The sequence below is a fragment of the Bacillus sp. 22446 genome (assembly GCF_052044955.1).
In the GTDB taxonomy this organism is placed as follows: domain Bacteria; phylum Bacillota; class Bacilli; order Bacillales; family Bacillaceae; genus Bacillus; species Bacillus altitudinis.
Genome location: NZ_JBQEOD010000009.1, coordinates 1 through 22,511 on the forward strand (window position 1 = coordinate 1; position 22,511 = coordinate 22,511).

The 22,511-nt window shown below is 41.6% G+C and carries 23 protein-coding genes; 9 read left to right on the plus strand and 14 right to left on the minus strand.

Going from position 1 to position 22,511, the window contains the following annotated elements; translation table 11 throughout:
• The first annotated feature begins 225 nt into the window (after nt 1-225).
• Together gerQ and ACTJJD_RS15315 are read left to right on the plus strand one after the other, a co-directional pair.
• Nucleotides 226-756, plus strand: a complete 531-nt coding sequence (gene gerQ / locus ACTJJD_RS15310; RefSeq protein ID WP_173408391.1) for a spore coat protein GerQ — start codon at nt 226-228, stop codon at nt 754-756.
• A gap of 131 nt (nt 757-887) precedes the next feature.
• A complete protein-coding gene (locus ACTJJD_RS15315) occupies nt 888-1,505 on the plus strand; it encodes a cupin domain-containing protein (RefSeq protein WP_019743221.1) in 618 nt (205 codons plus the stop codon).
• 42 nt (nt 1,506-1,547) lie between these two features.
• On the opposite strand, the gene ACTJJD_RS15320 is transcribed toward ACTJJD_RS15315, so the two are convergent.
• The 3 genes from ACTJJD_RS15320 to ACTJJD_RS15330 all read right to left on the minus strand — a co-directional run bounded on the left by ACTJJD_RS15320 (nt 1,548) and on the right by ACTJJD_RS15330 (nt 3,663).
• Nucleotides 1,548-1,919, minus strand: a complete 372-nt coding sequence (locus ACTJJD_RS15320) for a DUF423 domain-containing protein (protein ID WP_003215282.1) — start codon at nt 1,917-1,919, stop codon at nt 1,548-1,550.
• Between the two features lie 67 nt (nt 1,920-1,986).
• A complete protein-coding gene (locus ACTJJD_RS15325) occupies nt 1,987-3,297 on the minus strand; it encodes a purine/pyrimidine permease (protein ID WP_041507947.1) in 1,311 nt (436 codons plus the stop codon).
• A gap of 33 nt (nt 3,298-3,330) precedes the next feature.
• Nucleotides 3,331-3,663 (minus strand): YwdI family protein, encoded by a 333-nt coding sequence (locus ACTJJD_RS15330; RefSeq protein ID WP_008343634.1) that lies wholly within the window; start codon nt 3,661-3,663, stop codon nt 3,331-3,333.
• Between the two features lie 172 nt (nt 3,664-3,835).
• Here ACTJJD_RS15330 and ACTJJD_RS15335 point away from each other — a divergent pair, with 172 nt between their 5' ends.
• Nucleotides 3,836-5,194: an aldehyde dehydrogenase gene (locus ACTJJD_RS15335; RefSeq protein WP_432414310.1), complete on the plus strand. Its 1,359-nt coding sequence runs from the start codon at nt 3,836-3,838 to the stop codon at nt 5,192-5,194.
• A gap of 26 nt (nt 5,195-5,220) precedes the next feature.
• Here ACTJJD_RS15335 and ACTJJD_RS15340 read toward each other — a convergent pair whose 3' ends face one another.
• Nucleotides 5,221-5,907: a uracil-DNA glycosylase gene (locus ACTJJD_RS15340; protein ID WP_440608611.1), complete on the minus strand. Its 687-nt coding sequence runs from the start codon at nt 5,905-5,907 to the stop codon at nt 5,221-5,223.
• A complete protein-coding gene (locus tag ACTJJD_RS15345) occupies nt 5,904-6,731 on the minus strand; it encodes a glycosyltransferase family 2 protein (protein WP_440608612.1) in 828 nt (275 codons plus the stop codon). The genes ACTJJD_RS15340 and ACTJJD_RS15345 overlap by 4 nt, the downstream gene beginning before the upstream one ends.
• A 127-nt stretch (nt 6,732-6,858) precedes the next feature.
• On the opposite strand from ACTJJD_RS15345, the gene ACTJJD_RS15350 reads away from it, so the two are divergent.
• The 3 genes from ACTJJD_RS15350 (at nt 6,859) to ACTJJD_RS15360 (ending at nt 9,821) form a co-directional block, all read left to right on the plus strand.
• On the plus strand, nt 6,859-7,164 hold the full coding sequence (locus tag ACTJJD_RS15350; RefSeq protein ID WP_017360126.1) for a general stress protein: 306 nt from the start codon (nt 6,859-6,861) through the stop codon (nt 7,162-7,164).
• Nucleotides 7,165-7,290: 126 nt separating this feature from the next.
• The gene (locus ACTJJD_RS15355; protein WP_060832744.1) at nt 7,291-8,100 is read left to right on the plus strand and encodes a bifunctional hydroxymethylpyrimidine kinase/phosphomethylpyrimidine kinase; all 810 of its coding nucleotides are present in this window, start codon (nt 7,291-7,293) and stop codon (nt 8,098-8,100) included.
• Nucleotides 8,101-8,966: 866 nt separating this feature from the next.
• Nucleotides 8,967-9,821: a hypothetical protein gene (locus tag ACTJJD_RS15360; RefSeq protein WP_440600166.1), complete on the plus strand. Its 855-nt coding sequence runs from the start codon at nt 8,967-8,969 to the stop codon at nt 9,819-9,821.
• A 387-nt stretch (nt 9,822-10,208) separates the two neighbouring features.
• Here ACTJJD_RS15360 and ACTJJD_RS15365 read toward each other — a convergent pair whose 3' ends face one another.
• The 5 genes from ACTJJD_RS15365 to ACTJJD_RS15385 all read right to left on the minus strand — a co-directional run bounded on the left by ACTJJD_RS15365 (nt 10,209) and on the right by ACTJJD_RS15385 (nt 14,935).
• A complete protein-coding gene (locus tag ACTJJD_RS15365; protein ID WP_008359596.1) occupies nt 10,209-10,463 on the minus strand; it encodes a hypothetical protein in 255 nt (84 codons plus the stop codon).
• Nucleotides 10,464-10,650: 187 nt separating this feature from the next.
• Entirely contained in the window at nt 10,651-12,108 is a 1,458-nt protein-coding gene (locus tag ACTJJD_RS15370) for a sucrose-6-phosphate hydrolase (protein ID WP_440600187.1), read from the minus strand.
• Nucleotides 12,109-12,127: 19 nt separating this feature from the next.
• The gene (locus ACTJJD_RS15375) at nt 12,128-13,516 is read right to left on the minus strand and encodes a sucrose-specific PTS transporter subunit IIBC (protein WP_007497804.1); all 1,389 of its coding nucleotides are present in this window, start codon (nt 13,514-13,516) and stop codon (nt 12,128-12,130) included.
• 255 nt (nt 13,517-13,771) lie between these two features.
• The gene (locus ACTJJD_RS15380) at nt 13,772-14,605 is read right to left on the minus strand and encodes a PRD domain-containing protein (RefSeq protein ID WP_008345476.1); all 834 of its coding nucleotides are present in this window, start codon (nt 14,603-14,605) and stop codon (nt 13,772-13,774) included.
• A 51-nt stretch (nt 14,606-14,656) separates the two neighbouring features.
• Nucleotides 14,657-14,935, minus strand: coding sequence for a hypothetical protein (locus ACTJJD_RS15385; RefSeq protein ID WP_440608613.1), 279 nt, complete (start codon nt 14,933-14,935; stop codon nt 14,657-14,659).
• Nucleotides 14,936-15,436: 501 nt separating this feature from the next.
• On the opposite strand from ACTJJD_RS15385, the gene ACTJJD_RS15390 reads away from it, so the two are divergent.
• Complete coding sequence (locus tag ACTJJD_RS15390; protein ID WP_440608614.1) at nt 15,437-17,860, plus strand: S8 family serine peptidase; 2,424 nt, start codon at nt 15,437-15,439, stop codon at nt 17,858-17,860.
• An 81-nt stretch (nt 17,861-17,941) separates the two neighbouring features.
• Nucleotides 17,942-18,169, plus strand: a complete 228-nt coding sequence (locus ACTJJD_RS15395; RefSeq protein WP_017360133.1) for a hypothetical protein — start codon at nt 17,942-17,944, stop codon at nt 18,167-18,169.
• Nucleotides 18,170-18,180: 11 nt separating this feature from the next.
• On the opposite strand, the gene ACTJJD_RS15400 is transcribed toward ACTJJD_RS15395, so the two are convergent.
• The 3 genes from ACTJJD_RS15400 to ACTJJD_RS15410 form a co-directional block, all read right to left on the minus strand.
• A complete protein-coding gene (locus ACTJJD_RS15400) occupies nt 18,181-19,185 on the minus strand; it encodes an LLM class flavin-dependent oxidoreductase (RefSeq protein WP_440608637.1) in 1,005 nt (334 codons plus the stop codon).
• Nucleotides 19,186-19,239: 54 nt separating this feature from the next.
• Nucleotides 19,240-19,989, minus strand: coding sequence for an oxygen-insensitive NADPH nitroreductase (nfsA, locus tag ACTJJD_RS15405; protein ID WP_060832746.1), 750 nt, complete (start codon nt 19,987-19,989; stop codon nt 19,240-19,242).
• Nucleotides 19,990-20,099: 110 nt separating this feature from the next.
• Nucleotides 20,100-21,311: an FtsW/RodA/SpoVE family cell cycle protein gene (locus ACTJJD_RS15410; RefSeq protein ID WP_008345489.1), complete on the minus strand. Its 1,212-nt coding sequence runs from the start codon at nt 21,309-21,311 to the stop codon at nt 20,100-20,102.
• A gap of 477 nt (nt 21,312-21,788) precedes the next feature.
• Between ACTJJD_RS15410 and ACTJJD_RS15415 the strand changes: the two genes are divergently transcribed.
• Entirely contained in the window at nt 21,789-22,052 is a 264-nt protein-coding gene (locus ACTJJD_RS15415; protein WP_008345491.1) for a spore morphogenesis/germination protein YwcE, read from the plus strand.
• A 77-nt stretch (nt 22,053-22,129) separates the two neighbouring features.
• On the opposite strand, the gene qoxD is transcribed toward ACTJJD_RS15415, so the two are convergent.
• The gene (gene qoxD / locus ACTJJD_RS15420; protein WP_007497818.1) at nt 22,130-22,510 is read right to left on the minus strand and encodes a cytochrome aa3 quinol oxidase subunit IV; all 381 of its coding nucleotides are present in this window, start codon (nt 22,508-22,510) and stop codon (nt 22,130-22,132) included.
• Nucleotide 22,511: the final 1 nt, after the last annotated feature.

Genomic DNA, 22,511 nt, shown 5'->3' on the forward strand with positions numbered 1-22,511 from the left:
GCGGAGCGAATTTGACATTCGTGAGCACCGAAGCGCAGGACTGACACCGAATGCGAGGGTTTGTCTACACGCTGAGGAACTGCACAAAGCAGTTCCTTTTTTTCGTTCAATGTACATATTCTCTCTTCCTGTCTCATAGTGTGAAAGAGAAAAAGAATGCTATGGAAACAACAGGCGCTTTTCTGCCTTCTGTTTAGAACACCATGAGGAAAGAGGAGGAACGTTATGAAATTGAAAAATCAATTTGGGCAAGGTTCGGGTTTCGAAGGTCAAGATTTTCGCCAGCAACAATATGGAGCAAATCCGTATCCTGCGCAGCAGATGGGTTATTCAGTCCCTCCCCAAACGCAGGGTCAAATGCAGCAGGGGTATTCGCCAATGCCGTCTACTGGTACTTCACAAGGAGGCCAAGGTGGGCAAAGTGGCGGGCAGCCCTATCAAATTCCTTCGGGACCGATTTATCAGCAGAACGTCACCGGTCAGCTGCCGCTTGAGCAGTCCTATATTGAAAATATTTTGCGATTAAACCGCGGCAAAGTAGCCACGATCTATATGACGTTTGAGGCAAGTAAAGAATGGAACTCTAAGATTTTTAGAGGGGTCATTGAGGCCGCAGGACGTGATCACATTATCATTAGTGATAACAAAACTGGGACACGATACTTATTGTTAACAATCTACCTTGATTACATTACGTTTGATGGGGAAATTCAATATGACTATCCATACTCGATGTCTACGTATTCTCCGAGATAACCTCAAGGTCATATCAGCAGCAAGGTGCAGACGCCCTTGCTTTTTTCTTTTGTCTAGGTTTTTGACACACCTTCGGGGGAAGGCTCATAAGATGCCTAGTAGTTTTTATTAAACGCCTAGAGGTGACATCAATGACTGTTGAGCTGGATTATACATCGCCGAATGTCAAATATTCATTTGATCTGAACCAAAGCCCCCTTGTGAAATATGACCAACACAACCTGATTAATGTTTTAGGAAAAAAACAATTAAATTCGCTCGATCAAGTATCTCTGCTGGATATATATTTGAGTAAAAGCAAAGTAGTAGAGCCTCATTATCATCAAAATGCTGCCGAGCTTGTTTATTGTATCGCCGGCTCTGCTGCTGTATCCATGTTGAACCCTTTTACAAAAAAGCTGTCCACCTACACCATTACCCCTGGGCAGGTAGCCAATGTGCCACAAGGCTGGTGGCATTATGAAGTCGCCTTACAGGACAAAACCCATTTGTTAGCCATTTTTAACGCATCGACGCCAGAAGTCATCTTAGGTTCAGACCTTCTAACCCTCACGCCTTCACACATCATGGCACATACTTATTGCATGAACGAAACGCAGTGGAAGCAGGCGACGCAGCCTGTGAAACCTGGTGTGTTTATCGGACCTTTCTGCCACCGGGAGGAAGAGACACAAACGCACCCTGTCCCCCCTTCCCACTATGTACCTTATTATCAAGCACCTCCGAACTATTCTCCTTATTGGAGTTAAGAAAAAAACCGATGCCCCTATGAGAGCATCGGTTTTCCTAGCTTATAAATTTTTTGCTGCTGCAATCACTAGCATGATCCAAGAAGCGATAAATGCCACTCCGCCAATTGGTGTAATGGCACCTAGAATCTTCACCTGAGTCAAGGCAAGCACATAAAGGCTTCCTGAGAAGAAAAGAATGCCTGCCAGCATCACCCAGCCAGCGGTCGGCACTAGAGAAACACCTGACAGCTTATCTGCCAGAAAGGCGACAATAAATAGGCCAATGGCATGGAACATCTGATATTGAACCCCTTTATTCCATATCTCAATATACTTTTCAGGAATTTTCCCTTCCAGTCCATGTGCACCGAAGGCTCCAAGACCAACCGCAAGCATGGCGTTAATGGCACCTAATATGAAAAATAGTTTCATTCGTCATTCTCCTTATCTCATCAATTATGTTTATCATAGCGCGGGTCTTATCCAACATTCAACTTTCCTATGATGCTGACACGAGATTGTCGGATTTCTTCTTCTTTCGCAGTAGCACTTGATCGACCACAATCGCAATCAGTGTGCCAAGCACAAGACCATTGCTCAATAAAGAAATCAGCACAGGATGCATGCCTTTCAATGCCCCCTGCGGCACAAACATTGCGCCCACACCTGCTAAAACAGCGATGCCAAGCACAAATCGAATGCGCGGGATGTCTTCTTTTTCATACTGATCGAATTCAGACATAGCAATCCCAATCATAGAAGAGAACACCACAAAGTTCACAGCCAGCCCCACAGGAGAAGGCAATGCAGAGAAAAAGCTCATCAATAATGGAAATAAACTAATGAGGACAATGAGCAGACTGCCAATAAAAAATGGCTTTCTCGATGGAATTTTGGTTGTTTGTATAAAGCCCGCTGCCCCTGAAATAGGAACAGGCGCAATCGCTCCAATCAGTCCGCTTAGCAAATGACCAAATGCGGCGACAAAACCAGCCGGTCTAGCTCGTTTTCGCTCACGCAGTTCACCAAATGCCTTGACGGAACTTTCCACAATTCGAATACTTGCCAGCATATTCACAATGAGTAAGATCGTAATAAAAAAGGACGTGACAAGCAGTCCACTGTCAAAGACCGGCATGCCAAACGGAAACAGTTTTGGAAACTCAATGATCTGCTCAGGAATGCGAACAGGCTTCGCTAGTCCGAGTAAAGCAAATAACAGCCAGCCGCCTGCAAGTGCAAATAACACAGAAAACTGTCTTAAATAATGCCATTTTGAGCGGCTGATCATGAAGGTGATGACAATAATCAAGATCGATAGACAAAAGACAAGCCCATCTACCTGATTTCCCCGATAGCCGATCCCCATCAGCCCTTTCATGATTGGCTGACTTAACTGCACAACAAGCAGCAGCAAATAAATACCTGTGACAACCGGCGTAAATAAAGACGCAAGCCAATTAATGATTTTAAAAAGACTAAAAATAAAAAAGAACGCAGCACTAAAAATTAACGCCCCTTGTAACGCTTGCAAGGTTTCAGGATATGTAGCAAAAATCGTCCCTGTCATGCCTGCATAAAGGGTATATACCCCCCACCACAGCCCTGCTGGACTTTCATTGATCGGCAGCATATGACCGCATAAACACTGCACCATCGCCACAAGTCCAAGTGAAAAGAATGTACTCTGAATCAGTTCCGCCGACTGCACTTGATTTAATTCAAATGCTTGTGCAATCGCAATCGGCACAGCAATAGAAGCTGCGATAAAAAATGCCATCCACTGAATGGCGCCCAAAAATAGTTTCAACCCGATCACCTTCCCTTTGTCGTGACAAGACCATTAAAAATCAAAAATAGAGTCACCGTTGCCATCTTTCTCTTGTTGACCCTCTTCTTTATGCTGAAATTTCTTTGCACCGCTAGTGCCCATCAATTTCTCTAGCATGGCTTGATCCGTAGACACAGCCGGTGCAGATGGTGTCTGTATAGATGGAGGTGGTGAAATAACCGAAGACTGCGGCATTTGCACCTGTGATGATGTGTCGAGAATGACATCACATAGTGAAGAAATGACCGCCGCTTGACGTTTCACCTCTTCATCATTTCCACTTTGTTTTGCTTTTTGAATGGCTTCCTCCATTTTTTGAAGCAGACTTGATATATGAATATTCAAGGGTAGACCCTCCAATCTAAAAAATTCGTTTTCCAACATTATTTTACCAAATGAACAAACCGAATGGGTTCATTTTTTCAAAGCTGTGTGCTTCTGTTCATCTGATTTGACCCTTACCCAAGATTCACACATAATAAAAAAGAAACAATATCGTCTTTGAAAGGACTGAAAGATGAACAAACTCACTGAACTCATTCACAAACAAAAAAACGTGCAAACACCAGCGGTTCAAGATCGAATCCGTCTTCTTAACGATTTAAAAAAAGCCATTAAACATCATGAAAAGGACATATTACAAGCCTTAGCCCATGATTTACATAAATCCGAACAGGAAGCCTATACAACAGAAATTGGCATGGTATATGAAGAGATCAATCATACCGTCAAACATCTTCACAAATGGGCCAAACCATCTCGCGCGAAAACACCTCTGACCCATATCGGATCAAAAAGTATGATCATTAAGGAACCGTACGGAAGTGTTCTAATTATTGCCCCTTGGAACTATCCTTTCCAATTGGCCCTTTCGCCATTAGTTGGAGCCATTTCTGCGGGAAATGCCGTTACTTTAAAACCGTCAGAATTAACGCCGCACGTCTCAAACGTGATTGGCACGATTGTGGAAAGCGTGTTTCAAGAAGATCTTGCAGCGGTCGTTGAAGGCGGTGTGGATGTCAGCACAGAGCTTCTGAAACTGCCTTTTGATTATATTTTCTTTACTGGGAGTGTAGCCGTCGGCAAAGTCGTCATGGAAGCGGCCGCAAAACATCTCACACCTGTCACACTTGAGCTCGGCGGAAAAAGTCCATGCATTGTCATGCCTGATGCAGACATCAAACTCGCTGCGAAACGAATCACCTTTGGTAAATTCACAAATGCTGGTCAAACATGTATTGCACCAGACTATTTACTTGTTCATGAATCGATCAAAGAAGAACTATTGCGTGAAATGACGACCTGTATCCGAGACTTTTACGGGGACCAGCCTGAAACAAATCCGCATTTCGGAAAAAATGTCAGCCAGCGTCATTTTGATCGACTTTCACAATTTCTCTCAAATGGCACGATGGTGACAGGTGGACAGCGCAATGAACAAGAGCTCAAAATCGCACCGACCATTTTAGATCATATTACATGGGAAGATCCTGTGATGCAGGAGGAAATTTTCGGACCTATTTTGCCTGTCATCACATTTGGTTCTCTTCAAGAGGCAGCTGACATGATTAAGGCAAGACCAAAGCCGCTCGCTCTTTACTTATTTACAACAAATAAAGAAACAGAAGCCTATATTCTAGACAACCTCTCATTTGGCGGGGGTTGCATCAATGATACGCTGATGCATGTCGCCACTCCATATTTACCATTTGGAGGCGTTGGTGAAAGTGGTATCGGACGATATCATGGAAAAGAAAGCTTTTTCACCTTTACGCATGAAAAAAGCGTCCTGCGCCAGACCAATCGCTTTGATTTTTCTTTCCGCTATCCAAATGCGAAAAACGGACTCGACATTGTCCGCAAATTTTTAAAATAAACAGGACGAAGGGATTTTCCCTCGTCCTATTTTGATTCAATGTCCATGATACACCAGTTGATTTCATCGATCCCCATTTGCTTTAAATAGGCGTTTACTTTTGAGAACGGACGGCTGCCAAAAAAGCCGTTTCTTGCAGAAAAAGGACTTGGATGAGGTGACTCAATGATGTAATGCTTGCTTTGATCAATGCGTTCTTTTTTATTTTGCGCATGTCTGCCCCAAAGCACAAAAACGACTGGCTGATCTCGGTCATTCAGGACGTCGATGACGCGGTCTGTCACACGTTCCCAGCCTTTGCCTTTATGCGAGTTCGCTTCCCCTTTTCTTACAGTGAGCACGGTGTTTAACAGCAAGACACCCTGCTCTGCCCAGCTGACAAGCGAGCCATGGTTAGGGACCGGACAGCCGAGGTCATCCTTTAGCTCCTGAAAAATATTTCTCAAAGATGGCGGATGTTTGACACCAGGCTGAACAGAAAAGCTTAATCCGTGTGCCTGTCCTGGGCCATGATAAGGGTCTTGTCCCAAAATCACGACCTTCACATCTTCATACGACGTCAAATGCAGGGCACGATAAATGTCATCTGGCTTTGGAAACACGATCTGCGTACGATATTCTTCCTTTACCCACTCACGTAATTCCTGATAATACGGCTGTTCAAATTCACTTTTCATCACAGCCCACCAGCTATCATTTAAAAATGGCTTCATTGCGGTTGTCCTCCTTCTGTCTGCTGTGCCAATCTTGAGATCATCGGTTTTCCATCCCATACAATCTCACTCTCTGATTCTCGTTTTTTCATCGCTGGTTCTTCTAATAGGACAGCAAAGTTCGCTGTCGGCAAATCACCGAGCCCATGCTTTTCACTCAGATCATCTAAATAGTTCTTCCTTGTTTCACCAAGATCACTCGACTGATTGCCCCCACCATCAAAGAACGCATAGATCACACTGGCAGCTGGCACTCGTTTGGCTCGTGCATGCTGCGTAACACGCAGGAAAAAGTCCCAGTCCCAGTAGTGATGCATCACTGGATCAAAATAGCCAATCTCATCATGTATGCGGCGTTTGTACATACTGCCAGAAGGAACATATGTAGAAAAAACACGCATGTCCTCAATGTCCGCTGTATAAGCAAACAAACGTCTTGATACTGGAAAACGAGTCGCACCTCGTTCTTCAAACGAAACAATTTCCGCATCCGAAAAGACAAAATCAGCGTCTTCCAGCGCCTTGCTCATACGTTCAATATGACAAGGTGTAAAATAATCATCGTCATCACTCAGCATAATGACGTCACCTGCCAGCTCACGCACGCCAACATTTCTTGCGTTCACATGCTGGACATTCTCATCTAAATGAATCAAGCGGATTGGCAGCTCGGGATAGAGTTCCTGAATCACGTCCACTCGCTCTCCTGCATCATTTACGACCACAATTTCAAAAGGCTGTACGCTTTGTCTCGAGATGGATTCAAGCAGCTCACACAATGCGCTCAGCCGGTTATGTGTCACAATAAGTAAAGAAATCTTCATATCGGCCTAACTCCTTTAATAGATTCGTCTTTTTCATTAAAACATAAATCGGCTTTCTTCTCATGATATAAAAGGCGGTTTGATTGATCGAGAAAATGGGAATTTTTGATGAAAAGGAGTGATGACGATGGAATTTTTCACGGTTGAGAATAGTAAAGAAGCCAAACAGACGATCGAACAGATACAGTCAGCAAAGGACGATGTGTTTGTTTTTGCGTATGACCCCGAACGCTCTGATACCGTTACTGAGTACACGGAAGCAAAGAGCATGACAGCTGTCGATCAAGGGATTTTAGATCAAATCGCCAATATCATTCGCACCAGGGATGATGAACTGATGGCCAAAATCATGTCGACCGGCGCCGATCAAGAATTAGCCTTAACGCTTTTAGAGGAGCTAAAAAAAGGGAAATTGGTGATTTGTAAAAGATAAAGAATGAGGCGTTTCATGAAGAGTGGAACGCTTTTTTATGCCGTTTCATTGTGATAAATGGAAAAGCTGATTATAATAAGGGATAGAACAGTAACTGTTACACATCACATTGGAGGTTCAGCAACTATGTCTATGAATAAAGCACTCACCATCGCAGGTTCGGATTCAAGCGGCGGTGCAGGTATCCAAGCAGATTTAAAAACGTTTCAAGAAAAAAACGTCTACGGGATGACAGCTTTAACCGTTGTCGTTGCAATGGATCCTCATAACAACTGGGATCATCAAGTGTTTCCAATCGATACATCAACAATCCGCGCGCAGCTCTCAACGATCGTGGAAGGCATCGGTGTAGATGCGTTAAAAACAGGTATGCTGCCAACAGTTGACGTCATTGAACTCGCAGCTGAAACGATCAAAACATATGAGCTGAAAAATGTCGTCATTGATCCTGTTATGGTATGTAAAGGTGCGAACGAAGTCCTTTACCCAGAGCACGCTGAAGCATTGCGCGAAAAGCTCACGCCACTGGCAACAGTTATCACACCTAACCTTTTCGAAGCAGGTCAATTAAGCGGCATTGGCGAGATCAAAACTTTGGAACAAATGGAAGAAGCCGCAAAACGCATCCATGAACTTGGTGCAAAGTATGTGGTCATCACTGGCGGCGGTAAGCTAAGCCCTGATAAAGCGATTGATTTGCTTTATGATGGACAAACCTTCGAACGCCTTGAAACAGATAAGATCGACACAGAATACACACACGGTGCAGGCTGCACATTCTCAGCCGCAGTCACAGCTGAACTAGCAAACGGCTCAGACGTGAAAGAAGCCATTTATGCAGCAAAAGAATTCATCACAGCTGCCATTAAAGGCTCTTTCCAACTAAACGAATACATCGGACCAACGAAACATTCCGCACATCGTTTGGACAAATAAGGGGAAAATTATCGCAATAAACCATATGTATAAATAATTTCAAAGTAATTTATAAAACTTACAGAGCGTATTGATGTGTAAACTAGTCATTCCTTTAATATTGCACAATTCATAAACAGTTGAACTCCCTTTTTATATTTGTTGCATTCTATATGTAATAAGTAAATTTTTGGGGTTCAACTTATATCAGTATTACAAGCCTTCCACTCAGTCATTATAAGAGTTCTTCCACTTAGATATTTCCTGAATTCTCCTATTTTTATAAACTCCGTATGTTCCATTCATTTGATTTAATCAATCTTAATTCGTTTTGATACTATCTTTACCAAAGATACCTTTCCATATCTTCCGTAGAACATAGAGGTCACATAAAGCGACAATTTTTGGTACTCTTTAAGTCGAACTTCTCCTGATTTGATATCAAAAGAAATTTTTTATTTCGGTACAACAACATCGACGATTACTTCTCTATTACCTAAGTATTCTTTAAAGTTTATAGAAGCAATTATTAATATTAGGCGAGAAATCATCATCACGACAAATATTCTTATTTCAACCTGCAAAATGAACACAATTTTAATACTCAAATAAATATTAAACCAAGGTCAAGGAAAATAAGAAAAATAGTCGCCATTATGAATACATATGATGTTTTTCTATCTTCATTCCAAAAATAAAAAATTAAAATAAAAGATACTATTGTAGTGATTAAAGCCCAAATTATCATTTAGTCAACCCTCCTCTATATTTGTAATGCTGTTTATAAATAGTTCTCTACGCTTTTTTCAATTTCCAGCATTTATTATATTATGGTGTGAACCATTCATAACATTTTAGTCAAATAAGACTGAAAGGGGACATTAAAATTGCTTAACAATATAGGACGGACTATGCGATCAATTAGAAAGAACAAAGGATATACTCAGCATTATGTTTCTAGTGGTTTACTATCACAAAGTGCTTATTCAAAGTTTGAACTACATCGAATCGACATACTTGCGTCATCTTTTATGGCTTTACTGGAAAAAGTAGACGTTTCTTTAGATGAGTTTCACTATATTATGAACGATTTTCAATATACTCGAAGGCAAAAGTTTATTAACGATTTTTTTCGTACGACTTTCAATCATCCAAACAAATTAAGACAATTGATAACAGAATCTGAAAGGTTGCTATCAGATTCGGAGGACCAATTGGTCAGTGATATTCAATGTATTTGTACAGCTTTAATAGTGCTTCATGAAACGGGTAGTATTGAACAAGCACGCAATCACGTAGATACTGTTTGGGAACGTCTTTCTAAGCATGAAAATTGGTACCTGATTGATATTAGACTGATAAACTCTATACTTTTTATATTTCCTATAGAAACGGCTATACATATAGCAAAGAATGCATTGAAAAGACTTAATATATATAAGAATTTTCAAGATACTTATAAAATTGAAATTAATATTCGAGTTAATTTTTCGCTTCTTTTAATAAAATACAATAAATTTAAGTCGGCATTAGTTGTATTAGAAGAAGCAATCCCTCTCTGTAAAAAACATGGTGCATACAGGGAGATGGCCATCTGCTATGGTCGTAAAGGGATATGTCTAAAAAACTTAAATATGGCTTCACCTGAAGAGTATACTGAAAAAGCTGTAACAGTCCTTAGTATACTAGAGGAAAAAAAACTAGAAGAAATGTTATATACGGAGATCAAAAACTATTATTAAAGCCATAAAAATAAATTCCACAATTCAATAAGATACAAAATACAATAATTGATCTCACTTTACTGGATTGAAAGTGGGTTCAAGAAATACATAAAAGAATCTCAAAAAATAATCCTAAGACAGACCTTAGGATTATTTTTACTATCTACTCATATATTAAATAAAATATGGATTTCAGTTCTCTCTACATTCGTTTTGAGAAGAATGGTTATCCTTCCGCATTGTAATGTTTCTTGCACTTTTAAAACTCATATACATTAAATATTCTATCTACAAATTTCTATTTATCATCATACATTAAGATTTAGAATAAAACTGACATAGATAATCTTTAAATAAAAAAAGCATACCCGCACCCAGGTACACTCTTTCACCATAATTTTTTACCTACTTTTGCTGATCGGATTCCTTCGCCATTTTTCGAATAAAGGCTTCAATGGATTCAACAAATAAGGCATATTCTTTCATTTGTTTATACGTATCTGACAGCTTCTCTTTTAATTCTTCCTGCTCTAGAGAAGGTTCACCGAGAATAGATTGGACTTGAATTAGCAATTCTTTATATTCTTCACGTTTATCTTCAACATGATCTGCCATTGTCTCCAAGCGTTTTCTAGTCGTCGGCTGCTGTTTTGAATTCAAGTAAACAACCCCTTTTTGTCCTACCGCATTTGGATAAACGTCAGCCTCAGCTGTATATATTTTAAAATGATACCATAATTGAACCTGTTATCATATATGTAAAACGTCATCAAACCGCTTCAGGCCAACCTTGTATATACATGATATAGGCTTTAAGATACAGGCTGATCTCACTAGAAAAAGCAGATCAATGATCTGCTTCTTTTTGCAAATGCCACGTCTTCAATTTAAGCTTCGTTTCATTTCTACCACTGATGGAGATTGATTTATTTCCCGGGGAAGGAAAGTAACGTGCAGTAAATACTTCCCGGCCTCCGTTGACAAAAATCTCAATCGATGATGCATCAATAAAGATATGCAGATCCTGTAATTCCTCAATTTCTACTGCACGAACTTCCTTTGTTCGATCTTCAAATCGATCTCGCTCTAACGTTAGTTTGCCTTCATCTTTATCATAAATGATACGAGCAGCAGCACGGATACAGCATTCAAACCCTTTTTGTGTTTCAATTTGATCAATGAATACCTCTGCGCTCGTCATATCTTCAACAGGAATGGAATGAACAGATCGTTTAACGTGAAAAACATGCTCCTGCTCATTTGTCCGCATAGATCGAAGTTCACTTACCGGCTGTTGAATAAGACGTCCTTCATCATCTAAACGAAGCTCTCTCGGAATCGTCAAACAATGGATCCATTGATAAGAGACAGTTGGGTGATGCTCTTCTCCTTGATCTGGTACACCCATCCATCCCATTAAAATGCGTCTGCCCGATTCATCTTGGAAAGTCTGCTGTGCATAAAAGTCAAAGCCACGATCCAGCTCATCAAACGCTCCATGCGTATATTGGTAGGTACGATCATCCAATGTACCAACAAAATAACCAGATTGATGTGTATTGTTGTATTTGAATCCATCAGGCTTCAGCCCCTGTGGTGACACGATCAATATATCCTGACCATCTAATTCAAACAGATCTGGACATTCCCACATGTATCCGAAATGATCTAATCCATTCTTTCCACTGCCTGCAATAATACCTTGAAACGTCCAATTGTCTAATGTATCAGATGTAAATAAGACAAGATGTCCTTTGAGATCTTCACTTTGTGCTCCAAGGACCATGTACCACTTTCCATTCCGCTTCCACACCTTCGGGTCACGAAAATGTGCAGTGAATCCCGCTGGCAAAGTCGCCACGACACCTTTTTTCTCAAAATGAACCCCATCCTCTGACACAGCTAAACATTGATATGTCTCACGGTTCCCTTGCTCATCACGGACATTTCCGGTATACATCACGTACATACGACCATCGTCAATGACTGCACTGCCAGAATAACAGCCATTTTGATCAAACCAATCACTTGGCGTGAGGGCAGCCTCTTCATGCTGCCAATTCACTAGATCGGTTGATGTGTAGTGACCCCAGAATTTTGCCCCATGTCCAGTTTTAAATGGCTGCCACTGATAAAATACATGATAGACTCCCTTCCACTGAATCAATCCATTCGGGTCATTTAAAAGACCAACTGGGGGCATTAAATGGAAGTTCTGACGGTACACATCTTTTTTCACCAAATGCTCATAGTTTCGAATACGATCTGTTACCTTTTGACGAAGTGCTGCGTCCGTTGTTGTCATCACTGTGACCACTCCTTGATTATTTTTCGACTTCTTTGACTTTAAAGATGATGGTAAGAATAAATGAAACAGCAACAGCTATTAACATACCAATAACATAATTTACCACATTTTGTAAACCGAATGGGGCTGCAATGGCAATCATCGGAATCCCTGTTAAACCATAAGCGTTGGCGGCTACCTTCGTGAAGACGACAAACGCCCCGCCTAATGCGCCTCCGATCATTGCAGCAATAAATGGCTTACGATAACGAAGATTCACACCGAATATGACCGGCTCTGTAATACCTAAGAAAGCAGAAAATGCTGCTGGTAATGCAATTTCTTTTGTTTTTGCACGCTTTGCTAAGAAAAAGACCGCTAGCCCAGCTCCGCCTTGAGCGACGTTGGACATGGCCCAGATCGGCAGCAAATAATTCCGTCCAATATCATTCAGAAGTCCTGCCTCAATCGCATGGAAGCTATGATGAACACCTGTCAGTACAATTAAAGAATAAGCGCCTCCGAAAATCAGTCCAGCTAAGAATCCTGCATGGTCATAAACATAAGTGAGTGCATTCGAGATCCCTGTACCGAGCATTCTCCCTAGCGGTCCTACAGCAATAAACGTCACAAATCCAGTCACAATCACCGTCACAAACGGCGTCACAAGTAAATCAATACTGTTCGGCACAACTTTTCTTAAGTTCTTTTCAATCACGCACATGATATACACAGTTAATAACACGGGAATGACCGTTCCTTGGTAACCAAGAAGCGCAATATCAAAGTTGAATAGATGCATATATTCTGGTTTTGCGTCTGTCAGTCCCCATGGATTCAGCAAGCTCGGGTGAATCATAATGCCCCCAATGACAGCTCCTAAATATGGATTTCCACCAAACTCTTTGGCTGCACTAACCCCAATTAAAATCGGTAAAATGATAAAGGCAGCACTTGAGAACATATCTAGCATTTGGAAGATGGCAGAGCTTGGATCAGCCCATTTGAAGGCTTTCATCATACCTAATAGGCCCATTAATAAACCGCTTGCTACAATCGCTGGAATGATTGGTACAAAAATATTCGATAGCGTCTTGGCAAAACGTGCAAGTGGATTCATTTTTTGCTTCACGGCTTCATCATGGCTGGCTGGTTTCTGATTCTCGTCGTCTGCCTCAAGACCCGTCTCACGAGCAAAAGGCTCATATACTTTGTTGACAGAACCTGTTCCAAATATGATCTGGAATTGACCCGAGCTTGAGAAGGCACCCTTCACACCCTCAAGTTCTTCAATGGCATCTTTGTCAATCAACGCCTCATCTTTCATCACCAATCGGAGTCGTGTGGCACAATGTGTTGCGCTAATGACATTTTCTTTGCCGCCTAATAATGTTGTTAATTCTTTGGCTGTTTTTTGATAATCCATGTTGTCTCCCCCTTTTTTTAAAACAAAAAAGACCTAAAATTCACTAACGATTAAAGGACATACACGTCCCCTCGTTACGCAAATTTTAGGTCTTGCCTGCCTGACAGTCACAATCCCACGATATTGATTTTTGATTACGCTTTCATCATAGTATAAGAGCGTGACCTGCGTCAACCTATTTTTTCGAATCAAATGACCCATATACACTAATTAGAGTAGTGTGCATAAAAAAAAGCCTGCGGACAGGCACAACCTTTACACCAATTCGGCATCCTGCAGACGCTGGACATGCAGCGTGATGTAGCCGATCTCCGATTTAGGGAGATGAAGTCCATATTCTTTTTTCAGTAAATCAGCCAGTCCAAGTGCACACCGGTAAGCCGAATCATACTTTGTTTGGATAAAAGTCAGCATGTCATCGTCCATGATTTGAAATGCTTCATTCGATTCCAACCTGCCTAATGCATACCTCAAATGTGTCACAAGCCGCTGATATGAAATACTATCCTCATCAATCGAGCGCTCAAAAACGCTTTCGATATGCTCGATCATTTCTTTGATCATCGTTGTGTATTTGACCGTCTTCTTCATGGACTCCGTATTCATTTTGGCCGTATGAATATGAAGCGCCACATACCCTGCCTCATCGTCCGGCAGGTCAACCCCAAGCCGCTCCTTTACATAACGAATGGCATACTTTCCAATATCATATTCCTGCTTATATAAGACTTTGATCTCTCCAAGCAATTTATTATATAGCACAATGCCTTTTTGAACGCGTTCAATGGCAAAGGATAAATGATCTGTCAGTGAGATGTGGATATGATCACTGAGCGGCATCATGAGTTCACCCTCTGCATAACTAATAATATGCTCTGCCACCTCAATATGCGCTTCTGGCAATGTCGCAAGAATTTGTTTGAATTTCTCATTTTCTTCACGCACAACAAAAATCTTCTCTATTTTTTGAACGGGAACGACGTCATTTTTCCCCTTCTGAAAAGCAATTCCGGGCCCCATCACAATTTTCTCCTGATCACCCTCCTTTACAACCACTGCATTGTTATTCAATATTTTATATATCTTCAAGGGGCATCCTCTCCCACAGATAACGTGTCTTATGTGGGATTTTACCCTGTTTCAACTTTTCTGTAAAGATAAGAACGGACCGGCACGAGCCTCTCTCGTTGTCTTTTCATCAAGCATCATCAGACTTTCTTGAAACGGCTTTTCTATCATGCGCTTCTTCTTCTTTTCATCTGCCAGTTTCTCTAGCTTTCTCTCATTCACCGCAAGAAAGAATCCTCCATCCACTGCTGCCACTTTCAACCCCTGCTTCTTCAGCAGCTCACCAGGATTCACAAGCACATTCATCACAAAACCAAACCATACACTCAACCAACTCTTCCATTTCTTCACTGAACATCCCTCCGATTTCCTTAGAATCTAGCAGTTCTAGCAAATTAACTGTTCCTATCATATCCCGAGAAAAAAGAGAGGTTTGTCACAATCTGGGTGAAAAAACGAACTAGTTTTCAGAAGTTTTGTTGAAAAGTGCAGAAGATGAGCATGTTCCACAATGTTTCTTTGAAAATTTTATACACACACTATCCCAAAGATAAGCACATCTTATCAACAGGGTTTATCCACATATCAACACCCTCTTACTAGATTTTGTGTATGAGATTTTTTTATTTTCCATATATATATCTGAATAATTGAGTTATCAACAGATTATTGTGCATAAGTGTGACTTTATAAACAAAATAGTTCTTTGCGACTATGTAAAATAAGACCATTTCAGTAAAGGAATTGGTTTCATCGTATGGAATACTTAATAACGGGCAGTGAATCTTTCCTATTTATCCACAAAAAGAAAGGCTATCTCCCTAAATACACAGCTAGAAAGGGGAAAATTAATTGAAAAAAGTAATCTCTCGTTCTTCTGTTCTATTGTTCTCCACTATTTTTACCTTATCCACATTCTTTTCAGGTCAGGCTGCTGCCGCTCCATCGAACAAACAGGTGGAACTGGAAAAAGCAGAAATCTTCGGCGAAATCAATGTTAAGTCTAGAAAACACACCACTGTCATTGTTGAATTAAAGGAAAAATCCTTAGTTGAAGCCAAGCAAGAAGGCGAAGCACAAACAAAAGCCTCCCTCAAAAAATCTCGAACTAAAGTAAAGAATGCAGCACTCAAAAAGTTAGATAAAGCGAGTGTTCGTCAAGAATATGAAAAAGTCTTCTCTGGTTTCTCTATGAAACTTCCTGCAAACGAAATCCCGAAGCTGCTCGCAGTTGATGGAGTAAAAGCTGTTTATCCGGATGTTACATATCAAACAGATGAAGTGAAAAAGAAAAGCGTCCAGCTTCCTCATGAGGATGTCTCTCCACTCATGGATAAAAGTGCTCCATTTATCGGTGCCCCAAAAGCTTGGGATGCCGGTTACTCTGGAAAAGGAGTAAAAGTCGCTGTCATTGATACTGGCGTAGACTATACCCACCCTGATTTAAAAGGAAACTTCGGATTATACAAAGGCTATGACTTTGTTGATAATGACTATTCTCCACAAGAAACACCAAAAGGAGATCCTAGAGGCGAATCGACAGATCATGGTACACACGTCGCAGGAACAATTGCGGCAAATGGACAACTTAAAGGTGTCGCAAAAGATGCTACCCTTCTTGCCTACCGTGTCCTTGGACCAGGCGGATCAGGAACAACTGAAAATGTCCTTGCAGGCATCGACCGGGCTGTCACTGACGGAGCCGATGTCATGAACCTTTCTCTTGGAAACAGTGTGAATAACCCTGATTATGCAACAAGCATCGCACTGGATTGGGCCATGTCTGAAGGGGTTGTCGCTGTGACATCAAACGGAAACAGCGGGCCAAACAGCTGGACCGTTGGATCTCCTGGGACATCAAGAGATGCTATTTCTGTCGGAGCCACTCAGCTTCCGTACAGTCTATACAACGTGAAATTCCCGAACTATTCAACAGCAAAAGTGATGGGCTATTATCAAGAACATGATTTAAAAGCACTTGACCAAAAACAAGTCACACTCGTCCAAGCAGGCATCGGTGACGAAAAAGCTTTTGAAAACATCGATGTCAAAGGAAAGGTAGCAGTGATTGAACGTGGAGCCATTGCCTTTGTTGATAAAGTGGACAATGCGAAAGCTGCTGGTGCGATCGGCGTTGTCATGTACAACAATACCGATGGAGAAATCCCTGTGGATGTACCAGGTCTAGCCCTTCCGACGATTAAGCTGTCAAAAGCGGAAGGAACAGCACTTGTTAAAGCCATTGAGGCTGGTAACAATACAACAACTTTCTCGATTCAATTTGTGAAAGAGTTAAGTGAACAAGTCGCTGACTTCTCATCTCGCGGACCTGTTGTCGATACGTGGATGATCAAACCAGATCTTTCAGCACCTGGCGTGAGTATTGTCAGCACCATTCCGACACACGATCCTTCTCAGCCATACGGCTATGGATCGAAGCAAGGAACAAGCATGGCATCTCCTCATGTAGCCGGAGTAGCAGCGATTATTAAACAAGCAAAACCATCCTATTCTACGGAACAAATTAAAGCGTTAATGATGAATACAGCAGAAACATTGTATGATCCAAATGGTAACCCGTTCCCTCACAATACGCAGGGCACAGGCAGCGTTCGAATCATCGAATCACTTCAAGCGTCTTCTATTGTATCTGATGCAAGCTATTCGTACGGCACTTTCTTAAAAGAAAAGGGCGTTCAAATCAAAACGAAGAAGTTCAAGGTAGAAAACCTGTCAAAAGCACCGAAAACCTATACCATTGATTACAAGTTCGATGGCAACGGCATTAGCACAAACGGCACGAAAAAAATCACAGTAAAAGGGAATTCCACAGGGTCCTTTACTTCCGCAGTACAAGTGAATTATGGAAAAACGAAAAAAGGAACGTACCAAGGCAGTATCACCATTCGCGAAAATGGCAGAAAGGTCACTGAAATCCCTACTTTATTGATTGTAAAAGAGCCTGATTACCCGCGCGTCACTTCGGTTTCCGTAGAGCCGGATAACCGTGCTGGAAGCTATGTCATTAGCAGCTATCTCCCAGGCGGTGCTGAAAATCTTGCATTCCTCGTCTACTCGACAGATGGAGAGTATTTAGGTGAAGCAGGAGTTTATCAACATGTTGATAAAGGAGAGCATCGTGTGAAATGGAATGGCACGATCAATAAAGGACAGAAGTTAGAAGCAGGTGAGTATACAATGCTTGCGTATGCAAGCCTGAAAGGCAAATCAGATACGGTTCAAACGAAAGAACCATTCGATATTTATCCTGAATAAATAAGAATCACATAAAAAGCCTTGTATGAGCCCATCAGCTCAACAAGGCTTTTCTATCATGTATGGAGGAAAGAGAAATTCATGTTGATATGGCTATGGATCGTTTCTTTTATGACGGCTTTTTTTCTCACGATCACCTTGGTTTATTTTTTTACCTTTTTACATGCAAAACAGCCTCGTCCTTTTCATCAAGCATGTGAACTGACTGTCTATACCACCTGCATTTATCCGCTTAGCTTGGCGGTGACAGCTGCCTTTATTCTCACCATGATGCTCCTCTATCCCTTTTATTGGCTGCGCAGACGGTAAATTGACATACGTTATGCGTCAAAAGCTTCTTTTAATAAACGATACGATGTGAGACGGTCTTGCATGTGATGTGTGATGGTCACAGCGATCACTTCATCTGTACGATACACCTTTGCGAGTGCTGTCAGCTGCTGCTTCACAGAAGATGGTGTGCCAACAACCATTCTCTGTCGATTGGCTGCTACTCGTTTTTGTTCATATGGACTGTAGGAATAGGCCTTTGCCTGTTCAAATGAAGGAAAGCCGCCAAGGTTCTGTCCTTGCTCATTGGCTAATAATGATAAATCTAAGCTGACAGCCAATTTTTCTGCCTGTTCCTCTGTTTCTGCACATAAAACGAAGACCGCAAGACTGACACGCGGCTCATCACCAAATTCCGAAGGTTCAAATCGGCTGATATACTGCGACACAGAGTCTTCTCCGCCTTCTCCATTAATGAAAAGAGCAAACGTATAGCCTGCACCTGCTTTTGCGGCAAGCCGTGCACTTCCTCCAGAGGAACCTAACATCCATACCTCTGGAGCAGTTTCTACTTTCGGAGAAGCGGTCAGGTGAGGCAGCGGATAAAATTCATCGGCTAAATCATGTAAATACACCCTTAATTCTTCTACCTGCTCAGGGTATTGATCACCAAGTCGCTTCCGTTCTCCATGATGAAGGGCAATGGAGGAGATCGGCATACCTCCAGGAGCACGTCCAATGCCAAGATCGATTCTGCCCGGAGCCAAGGCTTCGAGCACTCTGAAGTTCTCTGCTACTTTATAGGCACTGAAGTGGGGAAGCATGACGCCGCCTGAGCCAATACGGATATGTGACGTCACAGCTGATAAATGACCGAGAAGCACCTCTGGACTCGATCCTGCGAGCCGGTTTGAAAAGTGATGCTCTGATACCCAAAATCGATGATAACCCCATTTCTCTGCCTGCTTCGCCAGCTCGACGGTTTGCTTCAGCGCCTCAGCAGGCGTCGCATCTCCAATCAAAGGAGATTGATCCAGTATACTTAATTTCATGATGTCGCACCTCTTACAGAAATCCCCCTCTCTCACTCGAAAGGGGGATTTCCTGATTTATTTTCGATTAAAGCCCTTCTCTTTCACAAAATCTCCGAGGAAGGCACGTTTTGGCTGGCTAAAGCCTCGAAGCATTTGCTCAGACCATGTATCTTTTCTCTCACCGTTTGTTCGTTCTTCATAATATAATGAAATACGATCATCGTATTCTTTTAAATAACGATCCACATGAGCTTCGTCTTGCTGATATGTGTTTTCATGGTAGATCAGCTCAACGGGCAGCCGTTCCTTTTGAGATGATGGATTGGCAGGATGTCCTATGGCCAAGCCGAATAGCGGCAGCACATAGGAAGGCGTTTCAAGTAATTCGGATACTTCCTTCAGCTGATTACGCAGTCCGCCGATATAGCAGATGCCAAGTCCCATAGATTCTGCTGCGACACTGACATTTTGCGCAGCGAGCGCCGCATCAATCACACTGATAAGAAAGGCTTCAGTATTCTCAAGCGCTTCTTGATGGTTTTTCCCTGCTTTTTTTGCGATATAGTCGTGGCGTTTCAAGTCTGCACAAAAAACAAAAAAATGCCCATTCTTCTCAACGTATGGCTGATTTCCAGCCAGTTCAGCAAGCTTCGCCTTCTTCTCCTGATCTGTTACACCAATGATACTATACGCCTGTACATAGCTTGATGTCGAAGCAGCCTGCGCACTTTTGATAAGTGTCAGCACTTCTTCGTCTGTCAGACGCTCATCTGTAAACGAACGGATGGACCGATGATTCAAGATGGTTTCTATCGTTTTATTCAATTCGAAGACCTCCTTCACTCCTACTATCATAAGTCAAATGAACATTGCTTTTCAAAAGTTAGAACTCACGACAAAAAGGCAGCCTACGCTTAGACTGCCCTTTACCCGTTTTATTTAAATAAATAACTTTGATATTTCGTTAACTGAACACTTGCATTATAGGCGATACCAAATCCAATAAGAACTGATAAAACAGAGCTTCCCCCGAAGCTGATGAATAAGAGTGGTATCCCCGTTACAGGCATGACGCCTATGTTCATGCCAATGTTCTGGAATGTATGGATGACAATCAATGCTGTATATCCTACACAGAAAAATGACGCAAACCGGCTATAAGGATGGATACGGTCAATCAACACAACAAGCCTGTAAATCAGGAAGAAGAACATGATCACCACAAATGCGCAGCCGACAAAACCAAAGGCTTCCCCTATGATAGAGAAAATCATATCTGTCTGTGCTTCTGGAACATAAACTTTTAAGTTTTTAACACCGTTCCCGAATATTTGTCCTGCCCCAATTGCCATAATGGCCTGCTCGACTTGATATTTATCAGATCCAGATGCATCCTGTGTCTGGGCTTGGTTGGCTGTCGAAGAACTATCAGGCAGCCAAGCGGTAATCCGGTTGATCTGATACTGCTGAATCCCGATCTTTTGTGCGAAATCAGGGAATAGAATAATCACGGCTAACACAGCGGCAACTAAGAGCACAACCACTGAACCGATGAGAGAGATCAATTTCCAGTTGACCCCTGATAAAAAGACCATGACAACGACAATAAACATACATACCGCAGCCGTACCTGCATCTTGCAAAAAGATGAGTCCGACTGGTACAGCAGCCACGCCGGCAATTTTTAATAGTAGGAAAATATCATCTTCTAATGTTCGTTTTCCTCTTGGGGTTGCCTTCCCAATGACAGAGGCGAGCATCATAATCAAACCAATTTTCATGAACTCTGAAGGCTGAAATGTTCCAATTCCAGGTAACACAAACCAACTTTTTGCACCATTTTTAATTGGAGCAAAATCATGACCTGCAATTTGTGCAGGAGCAATTTTCAAAAGAATTAAGAGCATAATGCCGCCTATAAAAATATATAAGCTCAACTTTTCTAATTGTTCCAGATCGAAGTAATTAATAGCCACAATACATATGACCCCGACCATGTAGTAAATGATCTGTCTGGTCCATGCATTAGATCCATATTGCCCAAACTGTCCCGCAGCATAAATAGCGATGACACTGATGGCAAAGAAGGCTAAAAATATAAAAATCAAATCTCCCTGATAGTAAGGAGATGTATTCTGCTTGTTCATGAACTAACCACCCTTATTACAAAACATAAAAGCCCTTATTTATATTAGATTGAAATTTTCACAAAAGCAACTCACCTTAAATATGACGGAAGTGACACCTGAAAGGTTCCATTCTATTTTCAAAAAATGAAATACTTTTCATCCTAACAATAGGAAAAAATTCCTTTCTACTCTATCATGACAACCGATCATAAGTCCTTTAAAAAGATTATTTTACAGATTTTAAGGGGAAAATTCAATGACTTATGTGGCGATATGAAAGGTGAACATCTTGCCAGCATAAGCTTAACTGAGGTATAAGAAAAAAAACAAATTCTGCGGAATAAGGCCCATTTTCCAATTATTGAGTTTACTTCAAAGTCAATTGTGGTATAATATTTGTAACAAAATGTTCACAATATCTCCTAAAAACAGACACAATTGCATCCTGACCTCTCATTTGAATTTGGACATCAACTTACAAAGGAGTTGGATACGATGGATATGTTCTTTGCGTACCTATGTATTGCAACAGCTACACCCCTGTTTTTATGGTTGGAAAACAGAAAGATTGCATTAGCATCTATTCCACCCATCATGATTATGTGGATTTTCTTCGGTCTTTACATGACAAGCAGTTTATCTCCAGCAGGACATACCTTCATGATCGCATTCTTTGCCATTAACGTGATTCTGGCTCATATTGCAGCTTTCCTCATCTATGGACTTCCATTCATTCGCAAAAGATTCAGTAGCAGATAGATATTGCATCATCAATTGGAAGCGTTATCACAATCAGCATAAAAACCACTCATCTATGAAAGATGAGTGGTTTTTTATTATTTCTCTGAATGCTCAGACTGCTTTGGCGCAGATGGTGAATAACCGTCTTTGCTGTTCTCTCCGTGGCTGTAGTGAGCCGCGAAGATCCAAACAGACCCGATGACGAAAATGATCGCACAGAACAGACCAAACAAAGTATTTCCGACTTGAACAGTCCCGTTCTCACTCTCTGTCATGTGCATGAACATGAACAGCTGCAAGAATGCTTGAATGAAGGCAAAACCAAAGATAATCCATAGTTTCGCAGAACTGCCAATTTCAGCTCCGATGGCAATCCAGAATGCTAAGATGGTTAGCACAATGGAGAGAATGAAGCCGACTACGTGTTTCCAAGGGAAGTGTTCGTGCTCTGCTGAGGAATGTGTTTTTCCAGCCATA

Bases quoted from the DNA above. Each gene is read 5' to 3' on its own strand.
- gerQ (WP_173408391.1), top strand. From the start codon at position 226: ATGAAATTGAAAAATCAATTTGGGCAAGGTTCGGGTTTCGAAGGTCAA.
- ACTJJD_RS15315 (WP_019743221.1), top strand. From the start codon at position 888: ATGACTGTTGAGCTGGATTATACATCGCCGAATGTCAAATATTCATTT.
- ACTJJD_RS15320 (WP_003215282.1), bottom strand. From the start codon at position 1,919: ATGAAACTATTTTTCATATTAGGTGCCATTAACGCCATGCTTGCGGTT.
- ACTJJD_RS15335 (WP_432414310.1), top strand. From the start codon at position 3,836: ATGAACAAACTCACTGAACTCATTCACAAACAAAAAAACGTGCAAACA.
- ACTJJD_RS15340 (WP_440608611.1), bottom strand. From the start codon at position 5,907: ATGAAGCCATTTTTAAATGATAGCTGGTGGGCTGTGATGAAAAGTGAA.
- ACTJJD_RS15345 (WP_440608612.1), bottom strand. From the start codon at position 6,731: ATGAAGATTTCTTTACTTATTGTGACACATAACCGGCTGAGCGCATTG.
- ACTJJD_RS15350 (WP_017360126.1), top strand. From the start codon at position 6,859: ATGGAATTTTTCACGGTTGAGAATAGTAAAGAAGCCAAACAGACGATC.
- ACTJJD_RS15355 (WP_060832744.1), top strand. From the start codon at position 7,291: ATGTCTATGAATAAAGCACTCACCATCGCAGGTTCGGATTCAAGCGGC.
- ACTJJD_RS15370 (WP_440600187.1), bottom strand. From the start codon at position 12,108: ATGACAACAACGGACGCAGCACTTCGTCAAAAGGTAACAGATCGTATT.
- ACTJJD_RS15375 (WP_007497804.1), bottom strand. From the start codon at position 13,516: ATGGATTATCAAAAAACAGCCAAAGAATTAACAACATTATTAGGCGGC.
- ACTJJD_RS15395 (WP_017360133.1), top strand. From the start codon at position 17,942: ATGTTGATATGGCTATGGATCGTTTCTTTTATGACGGCTTTTTTTCTC.
- ACTJJD_RS15410 (WP_008345489.1), bottom strand. From the start codon at position 21,311: ATGAACAAGCAGAATACATCTCCTTACTATCAGGGAGATTTGATTTTT.
- ACTJJD_RS15415 (WP_008345491.1), top strand. From the start codon at position 21,789: ATGGATATGTTCTTTGCGTACCTATGTATTGCAACAGCTACACCCCTG.
- qoxD (WP_007497818.1), bottom strand. From the start codon at position 22,510: ATGGCTGGAAAAACACATTCCTCAGCAGAGCACGAACACTTCCCTTGG.